This window comes from Paenibacillus sp. 01T424, from assembly GCF_056398745.1.
In genome coordinates, this window is sequence record NZ_JBFTPZ010000009.1 from 39,726 (window position 1) to 57,280 (window position 17,555).

Annotated in this window: 11 protein-coding genes; 10 read left to right on the forward strand and 1 reads right to left on the reverse strand. The window is 46.1% G+C overall.

Going from position 1 to position 17,555, the window contains the following annotated elements:
- The first annotated feature begins 216 nt into the window (after nt 1-216).
- The 9 genes from AC1DPK_RS09820 to AC1DPK_RS09860 all read left to right on the forward strand — a co-directional run bounded on the left by AC1DPK_RS09820 (nt 217) and on the right by AC1DPK_RS09860 (nt 13,292).
- Nucleotides 217-537, forward strand: coding sequence for a hypothetical protein (locus tag AC1DPK_RS09820; protein WP_477510161.1), 321 nt, complete (start codon nt 217-219; stop codon nt 535-537).
- A 359-nt stretch (nt 538-896) separates the two neighbouring features.
- Nucleotides 897-1,637 carry a response regulator transcription factor gene (locus tag AC1DPK_RS09825; protein ID WP_441877951.1) on the forward strand — a complete coding sequence of 247 codons (741 nt, stop codon included), beginning with the start codon at nt 897-899 and terminating at the stop codon, nt 1,635-1,637.
- Nucleotides 1,634-2,737 carry a sensor histidine kinase gene (locus tag AC1DPK_RS09830; protein ID WP_477510162.1) on the forward strand — a complete coding sequence of 368 codons (1,104 nt, stop codon included), beginning with the start codon at nt 1,634-1,636 and terminating at the stop codon, nt 2,735-2,737. Before AC1DPK_RS09825 ends, AC1DPK_RS09830 begins: the two co-directional genes overlap by 4 nt.
- Before the next feature lie 3 nt (nt 2,738-2,740).
- The gene (locus AC1DPK_RS09835; RefSeq protein ID WP_441877955.1) at nt 2,741-3,982 is read left to right on the forward strand and encodes a molybdopterin-dependent oxidoreductase; all 1,242 of its coding nucleotides are present in this window, start codon (nt 2,741-2,743) and stop codon (nt 3,980-3,982) included.
- Nucleotides 3,983-4,117: 135 nt separating this feature from the next.
- The gene (locus tag AC1DPK_RS09840; protein ID WP_441877957.1) at nt 4,118-4,975 is read left to right on the forward strand and encodes an alpha/beta hydrolase family protein; all 858 of its coding nucleotides are present in this window, start codon (nt 4,118-4,120) and stop codon (nt 4,973-4,975) included.
- Between the two features lie 103 nt (nt 4,976-5,078).
- A complete protein-coding gene (locus AC1DPK_RS09845) occupies nt 5,079-5,411 on the forward strand; it encodes a sulfurtransferase (RefSeq protein WP_441877959.1) in 333 nt (110 codons plus the stop codon).
- Nucleotides 5,412-5,543: 132 nt separating this feature from the next.
- Nucleotides 5,544-5,936 carry a sulfurtransferase gene (locus AC1DPK_RS09850; protein ID WP_441877961.1) on the forward strand — a complete coding sequence of 131 codons (393 nt, stop codon included), beginning with the start codon at nt 5,544-5,546 and terminating at the stop codon, nt 5,934-5,936.
- Nucleotides 5,937-6,302: 366 nt separating this feature from the next.
- Complete coding sequence (locus AC1DPK_RS09855) at nt 6,303-10,574, forward strand: AAA family ATPase (protein WP_441877963.1); 4,272 nt, start codon at nt 6,303-6,305, stop codon at nt 10,572-10,574.
- Between the two features lie 213 nt (nt 10,575-10,787).
- The gene (locus tag AC1DPK_RS09860; protein WP_477510163.1) at nt 10,788-13,292 is read left to right on the forward strand and encodes an RCC1 domain-containing protein; all 2,505 of its coding nucleotides are present in this window, start codon (nt 10,788-10,790) and stop codon (nt 13,290-13,292) included.
- Nucleotides 13,293-13,629: 337 nt separating this feature from the next.
- On the opposite strand, the gene AC1DPK_RS09865 is transcribed toward AC1DPK_RS09860, so the two are convergent.
- On the reverse strand, nt 13,630-13,788 hold the full coding sequence (locus AC1DPK_RS09865; RefSeq protein ID WP_441877967.1) for a hypothetical protein: 159 nt from the start codon (nt 13,786-13,788) through the stop codon (nt 13,630-13,632).
- A 546-nt stretch (nt 13,789-14,334) separates the two neighbouring features.
- On the opposite strand from AC1DPK_RS09865, the gene AC1DPK_RS09870 reads away from it, so the two are divergent.
- Nucleotides 14,335-17,478: a hybrid sensor histidine kinase/response regulator gene (locus AC1DPK_RS09870; RefSeq protein WP_477510229.1), complete on the forward strand. Its 3,144-nt coding sequence runs from the start codon at nt 14,335-14,337 to the stop codon at nt 17,476-17,478.
- Nucleotides 17,479-17,555: the final 77 nt, after the last annotated feature.

Below are 17,555 nucleotides of genomic sequence, written 5' to 3' on the forward strand. Positions count from 1 at the left end.
CTAAAAAAGGACAATGGGGCGAAGCATATGGATCTGGTTCCAAGATTTTAATGAAAAGATCGAAAATGACTTATCTTCCCTCAGGATAGAGGAGATGTAATACTTTTGTAATAGTTTACTAATGATTTCGAAAGTGTATTGTTCTTGGATGGTTAGCAATGTTCGATACGATTGGTCCGTAGAAGAACAATAGGATATTCCAAGGAGGAGATTATTTTGAAAAAAAGTATGTTGGCTTCACTAATACTAGGGGGCATGTTGGTGTTAAGCGCGTGCAACGCGAATAATGATAACATGGGCAAAGAAAACTCTCAAACGGAAATGAAAGACGAGATGAAGTCTGATGAGATGAAATCCGACGAAATGAAGTCCGAAGAAATGATGACTGATGAGATGAAGACTGACAATATGAAGAAAGATGAGATGAAGTCCGACGAAATGATGACAGACAAGATGAAATCGGATGAAATGAAAACTGACGATATGAAGAAAGATGAAATGAAAACGGATGAGATGAAGACTGAAGAAAAGATGTAATGGGGATTGGTGAAATAACTAGGGAGATGATTCAGCAAAGTATCTGTTTGGCAAAGCTCACATAAAACCCGAACTTGGAAGTTAGATAGCAGAAATGCAATGAAAATAATGGTTAGTACGATTTTGGCGGCTATAGGAGTGGTGATTCGGTTGCACAAACTGCAACGGATGAAGCTATATAAGAACTAGCAAGCATTATTGGATGGTCTTTAAGGTGTGTTGTGCTTTTTTTAAAAATTCCTCCGCCTCATGGCGGGGGAATTATTGCTATAAAAGACAGCTATACTCGTATCCGTGTCCTATCGGCGTTATAATTTAAGAAGAGGATATAAGTTTTAGGAAAGAGGGGTGAACCCGCATTGAGCGCGAAAATAATAGTAGCCGATGATGAACGGAATATAAGAGATGTGTGTAGGCGTTATTTGGAACGTGAGGGATGGACGGTTTGGGTAGCGGCAGACGGCGAGGAGGCTTTGCGGCTATGGCGAGAGCATCGGCCGGACCTGCTCGTTCTCGATTTGATGATGCCAAAGTTCGGAGGTCTGGAGGTATGCGATCGGGTTCGTCAGGAAGAGGAAACTCCGATCATCATGCTTACGGCGCGGGGAGAAGAGGCCGATCGGTTGCTAGGCTTAACGATGGGCGCGGACGATTATATAACGAAGCCGTTCAGTCCGAGGGAGCTGGTCCTGCGCATTAAAAATATATTGAGAAGGTCTTTGGCCGGCAGCGTGGCAAAGAAGCAGGGGACGGAGACGAATGGCAGCGGTGACGGGGGGTCAGGGCAGTCACTTTTTTTTGACGGATTATCAATCTTTCCGCAGGAGAGAAGGGTTGTTGTTAATGGAGCGGAGGCAGATCTCACGGCCAAAGAATTTGACTTGCTGCATCTGCTTGCACTTTATCCAGGAAAGGTATTCTCCCGTAGCCAGCTGCTTAACCAGATATGGGATTTCGCTTATCATGGCGATACGACGACCGTTACGGTGCTTATTCGTCGTTTGAGGGAGAAAATTGAGGAGAATCCTTCCGATCCAAGCTGGATTAAGACCGTATGGGGAATTGGCTATAAGCTGGACGGCAAAGGAACATTTGTATGAAGCTTCGCTCTTACCTCATGCTGGCTAATACAATCAGTATCGTGTTTATTATTATTTTGCAGCTGGTGTTCTACCGGTTTATGTTACTGTCCAAGGAGCAGTTCATTTTGTTGACGCTTGCGACCGTGGGAGCGGGTATAGTTTCGTGTATGCTTTACTTTCTGTTCGTGAGGCCGCTTGAGGATTCTGTTAGAAGGATCGGTGAGGGGGCCGGGCTAATTGCGGCAGGAGACTTGAAGGCTAGGGTAAAGCATACAGGTCTGAGGGAGTTTAAGCAGCTAGCGGAACAATTCAATCATATGGGCATCCACTTGGAGGAAAGCTTCCGGCAAATAAAAGCAGTCGAGGCGGCGCAGCGGGAACTCGTTGCGAACATGGCGCATGATCTGCGTACACCACTTGCTTCTGTGCAGTCCTATGTAGAAGCGTTAGAGGATGGTGTCATTTCAGATGAAGAATCTTTCAAGTATTATTTGGGGACGATACGGAGCGAGACGGTAAGACTTGGCGAATTAATTCAGGATTTGTTCGAATTGTCGACGCTGGATGAGAAGAAGCATGAGCCTGCGGTGTTTGAACCAGCGAATGTGGAGGATGTGCTTGTCGAGCTGTTGCCGCGGTTTACGAAGCCTTTGGATGAGAAATCGTTGCAGCTTAGAGTTAAGCTGCCGGAGCTTTCGCTTCGTTTAACGATGCAGCCGCGTCACTTGCAACGCATACTACAAAACTTGCTCGAAAATGCGGTGAGGCATTCGCCGCAAGGCGGTTTAATTTTAATAGAAGCAGAAGAATGGTACGGGCAGCAGGAGAAGCTTATCCGCTTTTCCGTTATTGACGAAGGGGAAGGTGTGGCGGAAGCCGATAGAGAGCGGATCTTCGAGCGGTTTTACCGATCAGACCGTTCACGAAGCCGGGATAGCGGAGGTGCGGGACTTGGACTTTCCATCGCTAAGCTATTAGTAGAGCAATATGGAGGGGAAATAGGCGTGCAGCAGCCTAGTCATCACGGGAGCTTATTTTGGTTCACGTTGTATGAGGCGGCAGAAGATACGGATAAGTTTTTTTCGAAAAAAAGACTTAGAGGAGAAGAGGAGGCTTAGCCGATGAGTGGACTGTTGGAGCGTCTTCGCAAGGGTTATGGTAAAAAGCTCGTTTCGCTGCATGCTTGGAACGGCTGGATTGTCGTTATTTTGGCATTAACCGGGCTTATACTGGTGGGCGGCTTCTGGCGCGGCGTTCTTGGGGAGGTTCGCGTTTGGATAAAGTGGGCGCATGTCGTTGTCGGTATAGCATCCATCCTGCCTGTTGTCTATTATCTGGCGCTGGCGGGCAAGCATTGGAAGCAGTTGAAGCAAAAGCCTTGGCAAAGATTTAACGTACTCGTCGTGTTAGGCTTATTGCTGGGCTGGTTCGGATCGGGCGTGCTGCTGTGGCAGTTTAGAGCCGTCGGGCCAAGCGTGTCTAATGTGGCATTAGTCATTCATGATCTCCTTACATGGGTTGGTCTTCCTTATATCATTTATCATTCCATCACGCGGGTCAAATGGCTGAAGGAGCCGAATCGCCGTACCGTCAAAAACGAGCAGAAGGAAGAGGGCGTCATCCATCCAGCGGGAGCGCCTCAGCCGGTGTATACGCGCAAAGCATTCATTCGCGGTGCAATTGGCATAGGCTTGGCTGTCACGATCGGGCCTTCTTTTCTGAAATGGCTCGGGAACTCGCTTGGAAGTGTAGGCGGAAGCCAGAGCATCGATAAGCTGATCGAAAATGATGCCAATATGCTTCTGCCAGCCCCGCAGCCGCTGCCTGCTTCAGCCCCACCAACGGGTGGAGGAGCTGTTGGACAGTTCCGTGTATACACGGTAACGCCGATTCCCTCTTTTACAAATGCGGATTGGAACTTTACGATAGACGGGTTAGTCGATAAGACATTTAAGTGGGATTGGAAACAGTTTGTGGCGCTGAAGCGAACGGTGCAGGTCAGTGATTTTCACTGTGTGACCGGTTGGTCCGTTTACAAAAACACGTGGGAGGGTATTCCACTTAAAGAATTGCTGAAAATGGCGGGTGTGCAGCCCGGTGCGGAGACGGTGAAGCTTTACTCGGGTGATGGTGTATATACAGATACCCTTACACTTGAGCAGGCCGACATGGATGATGTAATGGTGGCGGTCATGCATGATGGGAAGCCGATCCCGAGTGATCTCGGCGGACCGGTTCGTCTCATTGTACCGAAAATGTATGCCTATAAGTCCGTAAAATGGTTAAACCGAATTGAGCTGATTAAAGGCGAGCATGTAGGGTACTGGGAAGCGCGTGGATATGCGAACGATGCGTGGGTGTAGTTTTTTTGTACTATTTTACAGGTAATCCCGCCTCTATAATGCACGTTGGTGATATGATCAGGGTAGATAGATATGGTATTAACTGAGTGAATAGCTGCTATAGAATGAAATATGTTGACGGGGAAGGTGCTGTTATTGAGTAATGGGAGTATTTTGCATCAGACATTTATGTTGGAACTGGACCCGGGAGTGTATGTAAGAGGCGATATAAGAGTGAAGGAAGATGGGGGACGCAAGCCGGTCCTCCTCTTTGTGCATGGTTTTAAAGGGTTCAAGGATTGGGCGTTCTTCCCTTATGCGGCCGAGCAATTCGCGGGTCAGGACTTTGCGGTTATTACGTTCAACTTTTCGTTTAACGGCGTTAATGAGCATGATTTTGACGAGCTAGATAAGTTCGGGATGAACACCTACTCGCAGGAGCAAAAGGATTTGTCAGCTGTGCTTGCAGCCTTGCTCGAGGGAAGGCTTCCGCTTGATGAACTGATGGATAAGCAGCAAATTTTCATAGTAGGGCATAGCCGCGGCGGAGGGAATAGCGTAATATTCGCAGCCGAGCATCCGGAAATTCGCGGCGTAGTAACATGGAACGGAATAGCGAAGGCCAATCTGTTTGGAGAAGAATTCCGCGAGCAGGTATTGCGGGATGGGGTAGGCTATGTGACGAATGCAAGGACAAAGCAGGAAATGCCGATTAACGCTGCGTTTTTCGAGGATTTGGATCGGAATCGAATGCGCTTCGCTATCACAGCTAAAGCGGCGTCACTTCGAACGCCTGTGTTATTCATTCAAGGAACGGGGGATGCTGGGCGATTGCTTACAGGATACTATCTTCTCCAAGCTGCTGCTCCGCAGCATCGTTTTTCACCGCTGGAAGGAGCGAACCATACTTTCGGAGCGGTGCATCCTTTTGCAGGGACGACGGATGATTTGGAGAAGGCGATTGAAATAACGGGAGCGTTTTTTGCGCTGCTGCTGCAGCGGCCATCGGAGTGATAGAGCGGAGTGTTTTGATGAAAAGAGAGCGTTAGATGATGATAAAAATGATTGATATGCGAGCGGCAGCACTATTTTAGAAATAGTAGAGGGGATGGATGAGATGACCTATTTTAAAAAAGCGGATTGGGTGCTGGAGCAGCTTGGTGTGAATGGGACGGTTATTGTGGATGCGCGCTACGCGCTTAACGATTCTGAAGCGGGTAAGCGAGCGTATGCAGAAGCTCATATTCCCGGTGCTTATTACTTAAATCTAAGCGAGGATCTCTCCAGTCCCAAGCGTCCGAATGGAGAAGGCGGTCGTCATCCATTGCCGGAGCCGCGGGTGCTGGCAGATCTCCTTGGGCGGATTGGCATTGGCAATCATACGACAGTTATCGCATATGACGATCAAGGCGGCGCGATGGCATCCCGTCTGCGCTGGCTGCTGCAATAGCTTGGGCATGATGGACAAGTCTATTTAATAGAAGGCGGATTCGCAGGCTGGCAAGCGGCGGGATATCCGGTTAGAACGGATGTCCCTTCTTTAATAGAAGGAATTAAGTTCACTGTAAACGTACGCGATGAGATGCTGGTTAGCCAAGCCGATGTAAAGGCACGAGTCGGCAAAGCGGGAACGGTGGTCATCGATTCCCGTGAAGCCCCTCGCTATCGCGGCGAAGTAGAACCGCTTGATCCTAAGGCTGGACATATTCCAGGCGCGATCAATCGCTTCTGGAACGAAGGCAAACGCGCCGACGGCAGCTGGAAATCGCCAGAGGAGCAGAAGCTTCGCTTCAACGGATTGTCGCAGGACGATGAGATTATCGTGTACTGCGGCTCAGGCGTGACGGCTACGCCGAACGTATTCGCATTGCAAGACGCAGGATTCCGCAATGTGAAGCTGTATGCGGGGAGTTGGAGCGATTGGAGTTCTGTGGAGGGGAATCCGGTTGCGGTGGGGGACGAAGAGAAGGCTTAATCGGCATAATAGTATGTAACTTGGAGTACATCGCGAATGTGGCGATGTACTTTTTGTGCTATGATCTGAAACGTCGAAGTCAACCAGGAGTCAACAAGCAGTTCCTGAATATAGCAGCATGGACATGCTGAATACATCGCCATGGTACTTGTGACCAGCATGGCGATGTATTTTTATGCCCGATAATCAGCGTCAGAGCAAGAAGGGGGTTCTCGGATTGATCTGTCATAATGTGACGAACTCTTCTTTGTAAAAAACATCTCAGACTCACAGACTGTGGACCATTGTCAGTTCGCATATATAATAGATATAATATACTAATCCTATTGTGTTCCATATAAATACAGCCGGTTGGAGACATCAAACATGACGACTCATAGTGAACGGAAATTAAGTGCTATTTTATCGGGCGGCCCTTTGCAAATTGAAGAATTTATGAAACTATCCATTGAAATGACCGAATTAGTTCATCAAATTCATCAGCACAACGAAACGATCGGCAATTTGAATCCCTCCACGATCACCGTGGATTCATCTCCTTTTAAGATAAAGCTCACTGATAGTGTGTCACAAAACAAGGCGTATCGGTCCCCGGAGCAATCAAATCTGATTGTTCGCAAACCGGACCGACGAAGCGATCTGTACTCTCTCGGCATGATCTTCTATGAAATGCTGACGAGCCGTTTACCTTATGAACCATTGCAGCACGAAGACTGGAACTATGTCCATCTCGTGTATAAACCGGTCTTGCTTCGTGAAGCGGCTCCATATTTGCGGGAATCGGTATTGGAAGTAATGATATGGAAATTGCTAGCTAAGAACCCTGATGATCGATATCAAACAGCCTACGGGTTACTCATGGATTTGAAGCAGTTTGCTTCTTATATAAACGATGAAGCACCGTCACTCCCGTTCGATATTGGAAAATACGATCTCGTCAGTCGATTTCAGTATCCGGCGAGCCTATTTGGACGCGCTTCAGAACTCGGACAGCTGGAGGCGGCTTTTCGAAGAGCACTTGAGGGCGAGTACGTCTCGCTATCCATAAAGGGAGATAAAGGGACGGGCAAAACGTCACTGGCAGCGTATTTTCGGCAGAGAGTGGATGAGCTTGGCGGGGTGTTTATTCAAGCGCGATGCGAGACGGGGCAACAGAACGTCCCTTTTAAACCTATTCTTCACGTAGTAACCGAATGGTTCAAGCAAATATGGAACTATCCGGCCAATGAGATTATAGCGATAAAAAGCTGGCTTCAGCGTGAATTGGGGAATGAGATTTCCCTATTGGCGGGACTGCTGCCAGAGGCGAACCTATTGTGGAAGGATGAAACAAACGTCCCTCTATCCCTGGGAGAATCCGAAAACCGAACGGAAGACATATTGCATACATTGATGCGCTGCATTGCGCAGAACGGATCGCCGCTTATTTTATTTTTGGATGATGCAGAATGGCTGGATCTCTGGTCGTTAGCGCTTGTCGACCGACTTACAAAGGAACGTACCGTAAACGGTATGATGCTTGTAACAGCTTCTCGTTCCGATCAAGGCGCGCCTGCCGAACGAATCGTGCTGGATAACTTGCAATATAATGATATTCTACAACTGATTTCAGCGATCGTCAGCGATGATTCACCTCGCGTGCATACACTGGCAAGGTCGGCCTATCACAGGACGGAGGGTAATCCTGAACGACTCCAAGGGCTATTGACGAGTTGGTATCTAGATAAAAAGCTGTACTATGATACGAAACGGCATCAATGGATGTGGGAGGAAGAAATCATCGTTCGGACAGATGAATCCATACAGGTCATTCGTCTATTCGAGGCTCGTTACCTAATGTATTCGGAACAAACGAAGCTGATACTCGCCGTTGCATCGGTGATGGGCATGCGGTTTCATTCGTCGCTTCTTGCGCGGATTTGCGACTGTTCCGAGGCGGAAGCGGAACATCACTTGAAGCTGGCCGAGAGCCAAGGCATCATAAGTCGCGACGACGGATCGCCGTTAATCGCACATAGCGGTTTCGTATACGCTTTTGTTTATTCATCTTTTCAACAGTTTCTCTATACGACGCTCGAAGGAGACCAAGGCAAGTGGCATCTCAAGATTGGAAGAGCGATGCACGAACGCTTATCCAATGATGAGCCTACCGTTTTTCTCGCAGCGGTTGATCATTTGAATCGGGGCTTGAATCGGATGACAGACCCGGAAAAGCGAGAACTGGCAAAGCTAAATGAATGTGCCGGCGAGAAAGCGGTACAATTGCAGAAGTATCAAGAAGCAAAGCGATTTTATGAACAGGGCTTGAAGCTGGAGGGTTTAAGAGAAGAGGAGCCCGACGAGTTCACTAGCCGGATGATGCTGCAATACGCGGCGTGTCTTTACTATTGCGCGGAAGTTGAGCAATCGAGAGAGCAATATTTGAATCTATTGCCTTTTGCTCATCGGTTAAACGACAAGGATCGATCTTTCCTTGCCATTTCTCAAATTAATATGAACGCCCTTGTCGACAATGCGAAAGCGGTGCAATGCGGCCTAGAAGCGTTGACTCGCTATGGCTGGACGGTTCCCCGCTCGGTCTCTAAAGCTAGTCTGCTGAAAGAGATCATCGGGACGCAGCGCGCTCTGCGAAACGTTCGAAACAAGCTGAAACAATTACCCGACGGACAAGCTGACGAAGCATATTTGACGACTGCCGAAATCGTATTGAGTGTGAGCCTTCCGTGGCTTATTCACAATCCCGCGCAGTTTATCTGGCTGATGACCAGGTTTATTCGTTATGGCTTGAATAAAGGGTTGATCGATTCCTTGATCAGCCTGATTTGCATGTATGAAATGATTATTCAAAGATCGATCCCTAACCTGTATGATTGGCTGCCAACGAGAGTAATGGAACCGCTGTACTCGGTTAGCGACGTCAGTTCCGTACAGCAATATCGGCTCCTTTTTTTCTTAGGGCTGTCCAAGCAATTGGAGTATCCCAAAGAGTCGGCACAAGATTTACGGAAGGTGATGCGAAGAGCGGTAGAAAGCTCGGACGCAATCACCGCCAACTTAGCTATGATCACTTGCATGATTACGCATAACGAGGGCATTCGGGAATTGGATGAACTCCTTTCTTACATCCAAGATGAGACGTTGACGATTCCTGACGATAAAACGTTGGCACTTCACTCAGCAGCCAAATTGTATACCGATGCATTAAAGGATGAATCCTTGCTTCTTCGTTACGTGAGCGTGCCTGAACGCCTGGATCGAGTGAATGACGATAACTATAGGTGTATTTGCAAGCTGGAAGCTGCTTATTTAGCGGGAAAACATGAGGAAGCACTGTTTTGGGCCAATCGGGGTAGAGATCTCAAATTTTCGTTGGATTGGGTACAGAATCGCAAATTGCGCATCTATGAAGCGCTAGCGCTGGCCGGACTAGCTATGGAAGCAGCTCCGAAGAAAAGGCGCGTCATCGTACGCAAGCTGGAACAACTCTCTCGAAAAATGAAAAAGTGGACAGGCATTTTTGGTAGAAGCTCCGCCATGCATGGCTTGATTCAGGCAGAATGTAATCGGCTGACCGGTCGCACCAGCGCCGCACTACTGGCCTATGAAGCAGCTATCTCGAAAGCCAAAGAGGAAGGCCACGGGTTGTCGGAAGCGATAGCAAGCGAGCGCTTATCGTCCTTATACGAGGAGATCGGCAGCCCGATCGGCGCGGCTATCTCATTAATGAATGCCTGCATGACGTATTCGGATTGGGGTATACTTGCGAAGGTCAATCAACTCCAAACAAAACGACCGGAACTATGGCATATGACAGTCGGTGTGCATGGGATACAAGCTCAATCGCCGATCGAGAGGAATGAATCTGAGACCAAGAAACGTCGACTCCCGCTAACGGATCAAGCCGTTTCGCACAGTGAGGAGATCATTCTTCAGCAGATTTCAACTTGGACAGTCGAAGGAGATGCTAAGGAGCTCATTCGGAGTTTTCTGGAGACTGCCTGCCGGCAAGTTGGTGCTGATCGTGGCATGCTCATAGATGTCAAAGAGGACGACTTCCAGATCGCGGAAACGTTCGGAGCAGACGATCGTTCTGGCAGGGATGGCTTCTATGCGGAATCTATCGTTCGGCATGTGTGCCAATCCGGCCAGACCATCCGCGTTGGCCATGCGGCATCAAGCTCTTATGCCAAAGACGCGTACATCAGGAAGAATACACCTCAAGCGATCCTATGCATGCCCGTTCATGTAGGTGTGGATCAGCGCCCGCAATTGCTGTATTTGGAAAATACGCAAATGCGTGGCGTATTCTCGGAAAGAAGTTTAACTATTTTGGAATTGATGGTCAGCCGCTCCGTTTATATGTCATTCCTGAATCAAAGTACGGCGAATGAATGGGAAGCGGCTCCCTCTTCTGCGCGAAGCGAGATGGGAAGAAGAGGGCTGGCCGAACCGCTTACGCCTCGTGAAATGGATGTGCTCATCGTGATAGCTGACGGTCTCTCCAACAAGGAAATCGGCGGTCGTCTAGGAATAAGCGAAGCCACGGTGAAGACGCATATTGTCAACATCTATGGAAAGATGGAAGTCAGACGCCGAAGTCAGGCAATTGCTCGAGCAAAAGAATTGGGTCTAATCTGAATAAACTTCCGAAAGCAGCCGCTCACCGCGGCTTTTTTTGTGTATCCACGAAACGTTAGCTTACGCTGCCAGGGACGGCGATAGCCGTTTATGCTTGTGTTTTCAGCATTTATTGGCTGTCTACAACTTTCGGTTGATTTCTCTCATGCCCCTTTTTTATATACTATGGACGATTCACAATTCGCATTATTCGACACAGGAGGTCTAAGAAGTATGTCTATTTTCGACAATCATGCAGTACAGAAATCTAGCAAGGGACTTTTCTTAAAATTACTCATCATCGCATTGCTGATCAGTATCGTTCAACCAATGGTGATTGCACCATCGTACGTTTCTGCCGATACGGAGCCATCTGTGCAAGGTGTCTATTCTTTTGGCAATTCTGGTAATGGAAAATTAGGACGTGCGGCTTATAACAACACTTCATCTCCTCAAGAGATCGAGGAAGTAGCGGATATTAAAGGAATTGCAGCGGGATATTATCACTCCCTCGTCTTAACCGAACAAGGAGAGGTTTATTCCTTTGGCGGTGGCTATCGCGGGCAATTAGGGCTGGGCAGTAATTTGAATGACCGAAGCAGACCGGTAAAGATTACAGATTTACCTGAGGTGAAAGCTGTTGCAGCTGGGCAATATCACTCCCTCGCCTTAACGGTTACGGGCGATGTCTATTCGTTTGGCGGTGGTGGCGGTTACAGCTACGGGCAATTAGGGCATGGTAATAATGAGGCCAAGACAACTCCAACAAAAATCGAAGGATTACCGGAGATTTCAGCAATCTCAGCAGGTACGTATCATTCTCTTGCCTTAACAGTTACCGGTGCGGTCTATTCCTTTGGCGATGGGGGCTTTGGGCAATTAGGGCATGGCGATACTACGAGCGAGCTCAGTCCTAAAAAAATTGAAGCATTAGAAAATATAAAGGTGACAGCGATCGCGGCTGGGGGATATCATTCCCTTATCTTAACAGAGGATGGCGAGGTCTATTCCTTTGGCGGTCTCGGTACTAACGTTGGACAATTAGGACATGGCAATACCGATATCGAGTTCCTTCCTAAAAAAATAGACGCATTAGACAATGTAAAAGTAACAGCGATTGCAGCCGGGGAGTCTCACTCCCTTATCTTAACAGAGGATGGCGATGTCTATTCCTTTGGTGGTGGCATTATTGCGTTTGGCAGGAACTATGGGCAATTGGGGCATGGCGATACCAATAATGAGCTCAGTCCCAAAAAAATTGCTGCTTTAGACAATGTGGAGGTATCAGCGATCTCAGCCGGAGGAACCTTTTCCCTCGTCTTAACGACAGACGGTGATGTTTATTCCTTTGGTGCAGGGGCTGCGGGGCAATTAGGGCATGGCATTGCCGCTAACGAGCTTAGTCCGAAAAAAATTGATTTTCAAAGAAAGGTTACAACAATAACTGCTGGATCTGATCATTCGCTCTTGCTTTCTACAATTGACAGTAGAATTAGCTCTAATTATGCATGGTTTGATAAATATGTACCCGAGCAAGCAGACATAACGGTAACTATGCAATTGAATGGTCATACATTTACAGGCATTACGAATGGATCAACCTTATTAGAAGAAGACAGCGAGTACACATTAGACGGCTCAACCGTTACAATTAAAAAGGAATATTTGAGTACGCTAGAAGAGGACACATCTGCAACTTTGACCTTTTTGTTCGGCTCAAGTGCATCGAAAAGCTTATCGATTGATATATATGACAGCGCGCCAGATGATGCTAACTTGACTGATCTCCAAGTGGATGGAACAACGGTAACAAACTTTTCATCAGGACAAACCGGTCCCTATCCTGTAAGCATCCCATATGCTCAAACATCAGTAACTATTACGCACACGACATCCGATCCTGATGCTGCCGTTCAAGTGGCAGGTAACTCCAATCTTGCGGTAGGAGAAAATACCGTTACCGTTACCGTAAACGCACAAAAAGGAAATTCAAAGGTATACACGATCATCGTTACTCGTGCTGCTGAACCGACCAATAATGGTGGCGGCCCGACACCAACACCAACACCAACACCAACACCAACACCAACACCAACACCAACACCAACACCAACACCAACACCAACACCAACATCAACACCAATATCAACATCATCACCAACATCAACGCCATCGCCAATGCCTCCAGTTACTCCAACTGATGAGTTGAAGTTTTCCGATATCGCTGGACACTGGGCCGAAGAGCGAATCCAGCAAGCTGCACGCCAAGGGATCGTAACTGGTTATTCAGATCAAACATTCAAACCGAATGGGGCGATTACACGTGCTGAATTTACAGTCATGTTAATGAACGCCCTCAAATCGACAGGAGGCGGCGTAGCGCTCAACTTTAGTGATAACGACAAGATTGGTGCTTGGGCACAACATGCGGTAGCTCAGTCTGTAGCTGCAGGGATCGTGGCCGGCTATAACGATGGAACATTCCGTCCAACCGCTAACATCACACGTTCGGAACTGGCGGTAATGATTGCTCGGGCATATGGAGCCAGACTGGCAACCGTAGATTCTACAGGTTTTGTAGATGATAAGGATATTCCGGCATGGGCAAAGCCAGCTATTCTAGCAGTTAGAGAAGAGGGAATTGTTGCGGGCATTGGAAATAACGTGTTTGCGCCTAGTGCAACTGCTACGAGAGCAGAAGCAATCACAATGATTATGAATTTGCTAAAGGTGAAATGAGGACCAACTGACAGGTCATAACAGAATCGAAAGCTGCCGTGGCGACAGACGATGCTAAGCTGCGTCGTTGGGAGAATCTCGTTGTCTGTACATGCCCAACGTTCTCTCCTTGAAACCATTTTCATACAACAGTTGACAGCTGGAGTGATTGGAGTTCTGTGGAGGGGAATCCTTTTGCGGTGGGGGACGAAGCAAACCCAAGGAAGGTATAACAGTAACTTAACGACAAATAAGCCGCCATGTAGCCCGAGGGTCATGGCGGCTTTTTGTATATATCCGAATTCAACCTCAAGTCAATAACGCCGAACTGACAGCTGCCTTGAAAGTACTTACGTAATTATAGGAAAGTAACCTTGATTACATCCCTGCCGATAAGAGTCCCCCAATTGTCATAAACCAATGCGGTAATATTGTAAGTTCCGCCTGCCAGCACGAGCTTCGTATTGTTTGTTAACGTATGATGAATGTCGTATCCGCTGGACGGCACGTTGAGCATGCCCGAATAGTAGGTCCTAGATCCGTTATTCATCTCCTGAATGAGGAACATCACTATGTTGATTGTATACCTTGGTGGTGTATTTTTAATGGTTCGAAGGTCAACACGAAGTCAATTACCAACTTCAAAAAGTATTTACATCGTGTAGATTGTCTTCATTTATGCAGTATTACAATTTTTTGAAATACTCGACCAAAGAGTTACATTGAATCAACAAATGAAAGTTGTTAAGGGAAATTCAACAAAAATTCAACATTTAGATTTGAATATTAATTGCGGTGAACCGTATCACAAATAGGGCGAAAACAGCCTGCGAAATATCAATATCGTCGAATGACATGCTTTGTTCATTCTTTTTTTTATCCGAATTGAATAACTAAAATTATCCAAGTAGGTATTGCTATATAATAGACATAAAGACCTCTCTCTCGTCCGTTTCTCTGCTATGTTAACTGTGGTAAGTTATGGAAAGGTCTTTACTAAATGTCTTAAAAGAAAATGACTAGGGGAGAATACTTCTTGGAAACTCACTCATCCAAATATCAAATGAAAAAGAGCTATATTATATTATTGCTAGTGTTGATATTAGTTGTTTTAACCGGTTTGCGCATTTTATGGATGGGAACGTTTCATAATTCCAAACAGGCGTCAATTTATAATGGGCAATTCGATTTGCGCAATTGGAATGCAGAAGATGGTAGTATTCTCTTACTTGATGGGGAATGGGAGTTCTATCCCTCGCAATGGTTAATAGAGGGTAGTCGGAAACAATTGTTAGGTGATAATGCGCCAATGCATATTCAGGTACCGGGAGGATGGAGTGAAGCTTTGCATGCTGACAAGCCATCTCCATACGGGTATGGTTCTTATCGATTGCGTCTTTATGTAGACCCGGCAAAGAACCTTAATTACAGTATTCGTGTACCCAGCGTACGCACTGCATCAGAATTATATGTAAACGGTCGATTGCTTACTAAATCCGGACAGGTGGCGACAACAAAGGATGATTATATTTCGAAGGACCTACCTTATTCTACAACCTTTACAGCAGACGAAAACGGTGTAATCGAACTCGTCATTCAGGCGGCAAATTATGTGGATGGTCGAAGCGGGGGCATTGTCCGATCCATTAAATTTGGTTCAGAAGAAGCCATTGCCAAAGAGATGAAAGCTTCCGTTTCTATGCAGCTTTTGGCAGCGATTATATTCATTATGCATGCAGTCTATGCACTTATTTTGTATTTACTAGGAAATAAGGAAATGAAGCTGCTTTATTTCAGTTTGCTTGCAATATGTGTAACGATCACGAGTGTATTTAGTGTTGATGAGAAGTTGTTCCACCAGTTATTTTATATTGGAAGTGTTTGGGATTTTCGGATAACGAACATTGCTCTCATTATGGCAGCCTATGCTTTGCTCCAGTGTACGAATCATCGCGAGCTTCCTTATTGGCGTAGGATGTACCCTGTCTATAAAGTAATGAATCTAGGGACTGTCGGCATCACTTTGTTTTTAGATCCATCTCAAGTGATTATGCTCTTTCCGGTTTATTATCTATTAATTGGTATTGCTGCAGTTATCACGTTGATTACAATGTTTAAAAAAGTAATCACAGGTTTAAAGAGCAATCTTTTACTGCTTTTCTCTTTACTTGCGTTGATGAACCATTCTCTTTGGTCGTTTATCTTGATAGATAGCAGTTTGAGTCTTGTCTACTATCCGTTCGATATGATTATTGCGATGGGTTGTTTAGCCTCTGAATGGTTTAAGGGATACTTTATCATGCATTCGAACACCAAAGAGCTTGCTGCAACCTTGCAAAGAATGAATGACCATAAGGATCAATTTCTGGCAAACACATCGCATGAATTTAAAAATCCGCTGCATAGCATGCTTAACATGTCACAATCCGTTTTAAAAAGGGAACAGCATTTATTGCAGGAACGGAGCATTAAGGAGCTTGAAACGGTATTATCCGTAGGACGTCGGTTGACATTGATATTGAACGATTTGATTGATGTGATGAGTTTACGGGAAGGCAATCCGCGTCTTCAGAAAAGAGCCGTATTTATCCAGTCAATCGTGACCGGAGTAATGAATATGCTGCAATTTAATACAGAAGTAAAGTCTGTCCAAATTGCAAATCAAATTTCGGAAGATTTCCCTCCAGTAATTGCGGATGAGAATAGGGTGATCCAAATCGTGTTCAATTTACTTCATAATGCTGTGAAATATACGAATGATGGGGTTGTTTCGATTCAAGCTTTTGCAAAGGATGGACGAGCTTATATCGTTATTACCGATACGGGAATCGGAATGGACGAGGACATGCTTAAGCGCCTATTCCGCCCATACGAGCAAGCGAGCGCGAGTGAGACCATGATTGAAGGTGGCTTTGGGTTAGGTTTAAGTATAAGCAAGCAACTGGTTGAGCTTCATGGAGGTGCGTTAGATGTGTCCTCTGCTTTAGGAGAAGGCTCAACATTTACGTTTTCATTAAAGCTAGCAGACTTGAAAGCGGAAGAAGAAAATGATGTATCCAACTCATTCAAACCGTATACATTACAATCTATGGCGATTCAAGAAATTGCCTCCTCGGTCGATTTGGACAAAGTGGGAATTCCGGAAGCTGCGAAACAACCAACTTTATTAAAAATGGATCACGATCGTCCGCACCTATTAATTGTTGATGATGATCCTATCAATCTTCAAGTGCTTGAATCCATACTACCGCCAGACGAATATGAGGTAACGATGGCAACGAGCGGTAAAGAAGCGTTGGCTTTACTGGATACAAAGGAATGGGATCTGGTCATCTCCGATATCATGATGCCACAGATGTCCGGTTATGAGCTGACGCGTTTGATCCGCGAGCGGTTTACACTCACGGAGCTCCCTGTATTGCTCCTTACCGCAAGAAGCCAACCGAAAGACATTCAGAGCGGTTTTATTGCGGGGGCTAACGATTATGTGACGAAGCCAGTGGAAGCAATAGAAATAAAATCGCGAATCGAGGCGCTAACTACGATTAAACATTCTGTTCGGGAACAACTGCGATTAGAAGCTGCATGGCTGCAAGCGCAAATCCAGCCTCATTTTTTATTTAATGCGTTGAATGCTGTAACAGCTCTAAGCGATATTAATTTGGATAAGATGCGCAATTTGCTCAATGAGTTCAGCAATTATCTGAGGAATAAATTTAAATTTCAAAATATGGATGGGCTTGTTCCGATCGAAGAGGAGCTAAGTCTGGTGCGTTCTTATCTATATATTGAAAAGGTTCGGTTTGAAGAAAGGTTACAGGTTATTTGGGAGATAGATGGCTGCGAGGAAATAAAAGTCCCATTTATTACGATCCAGCCTCTCGTTGAAAATGCGATAATACATGGTGTTATGAAGCGCATTCGTGGGGGAAAGGTTTTTATTCGGACTTCTGTCTATGAGACGCATGTAGAGATAACCGTTGAAGACGATGGGGTTGGAATGGACGAAGTTCAATTGCAACGAATATTAGAAAGAAAAGTAAATAGTTGTTCAGGTGTCGGATTGATAAATACGGATCAGCGATTAAAACGGCACTTCGGAACAGGACTTCATATCAAAAGTACGTTAGGTATAGGGACAAAGGTAACTTTTCATGTATATAACAGGTTGAATAGCGGGGATAAAGCTAGTCTAAGTGATAAATAAGTGATTTAAAGAGGAGCATCCTTGGCTGCTTCTTTAGTAATGTTCGCCGATAGGTCCGTTAAGCTGAACCGTATCAT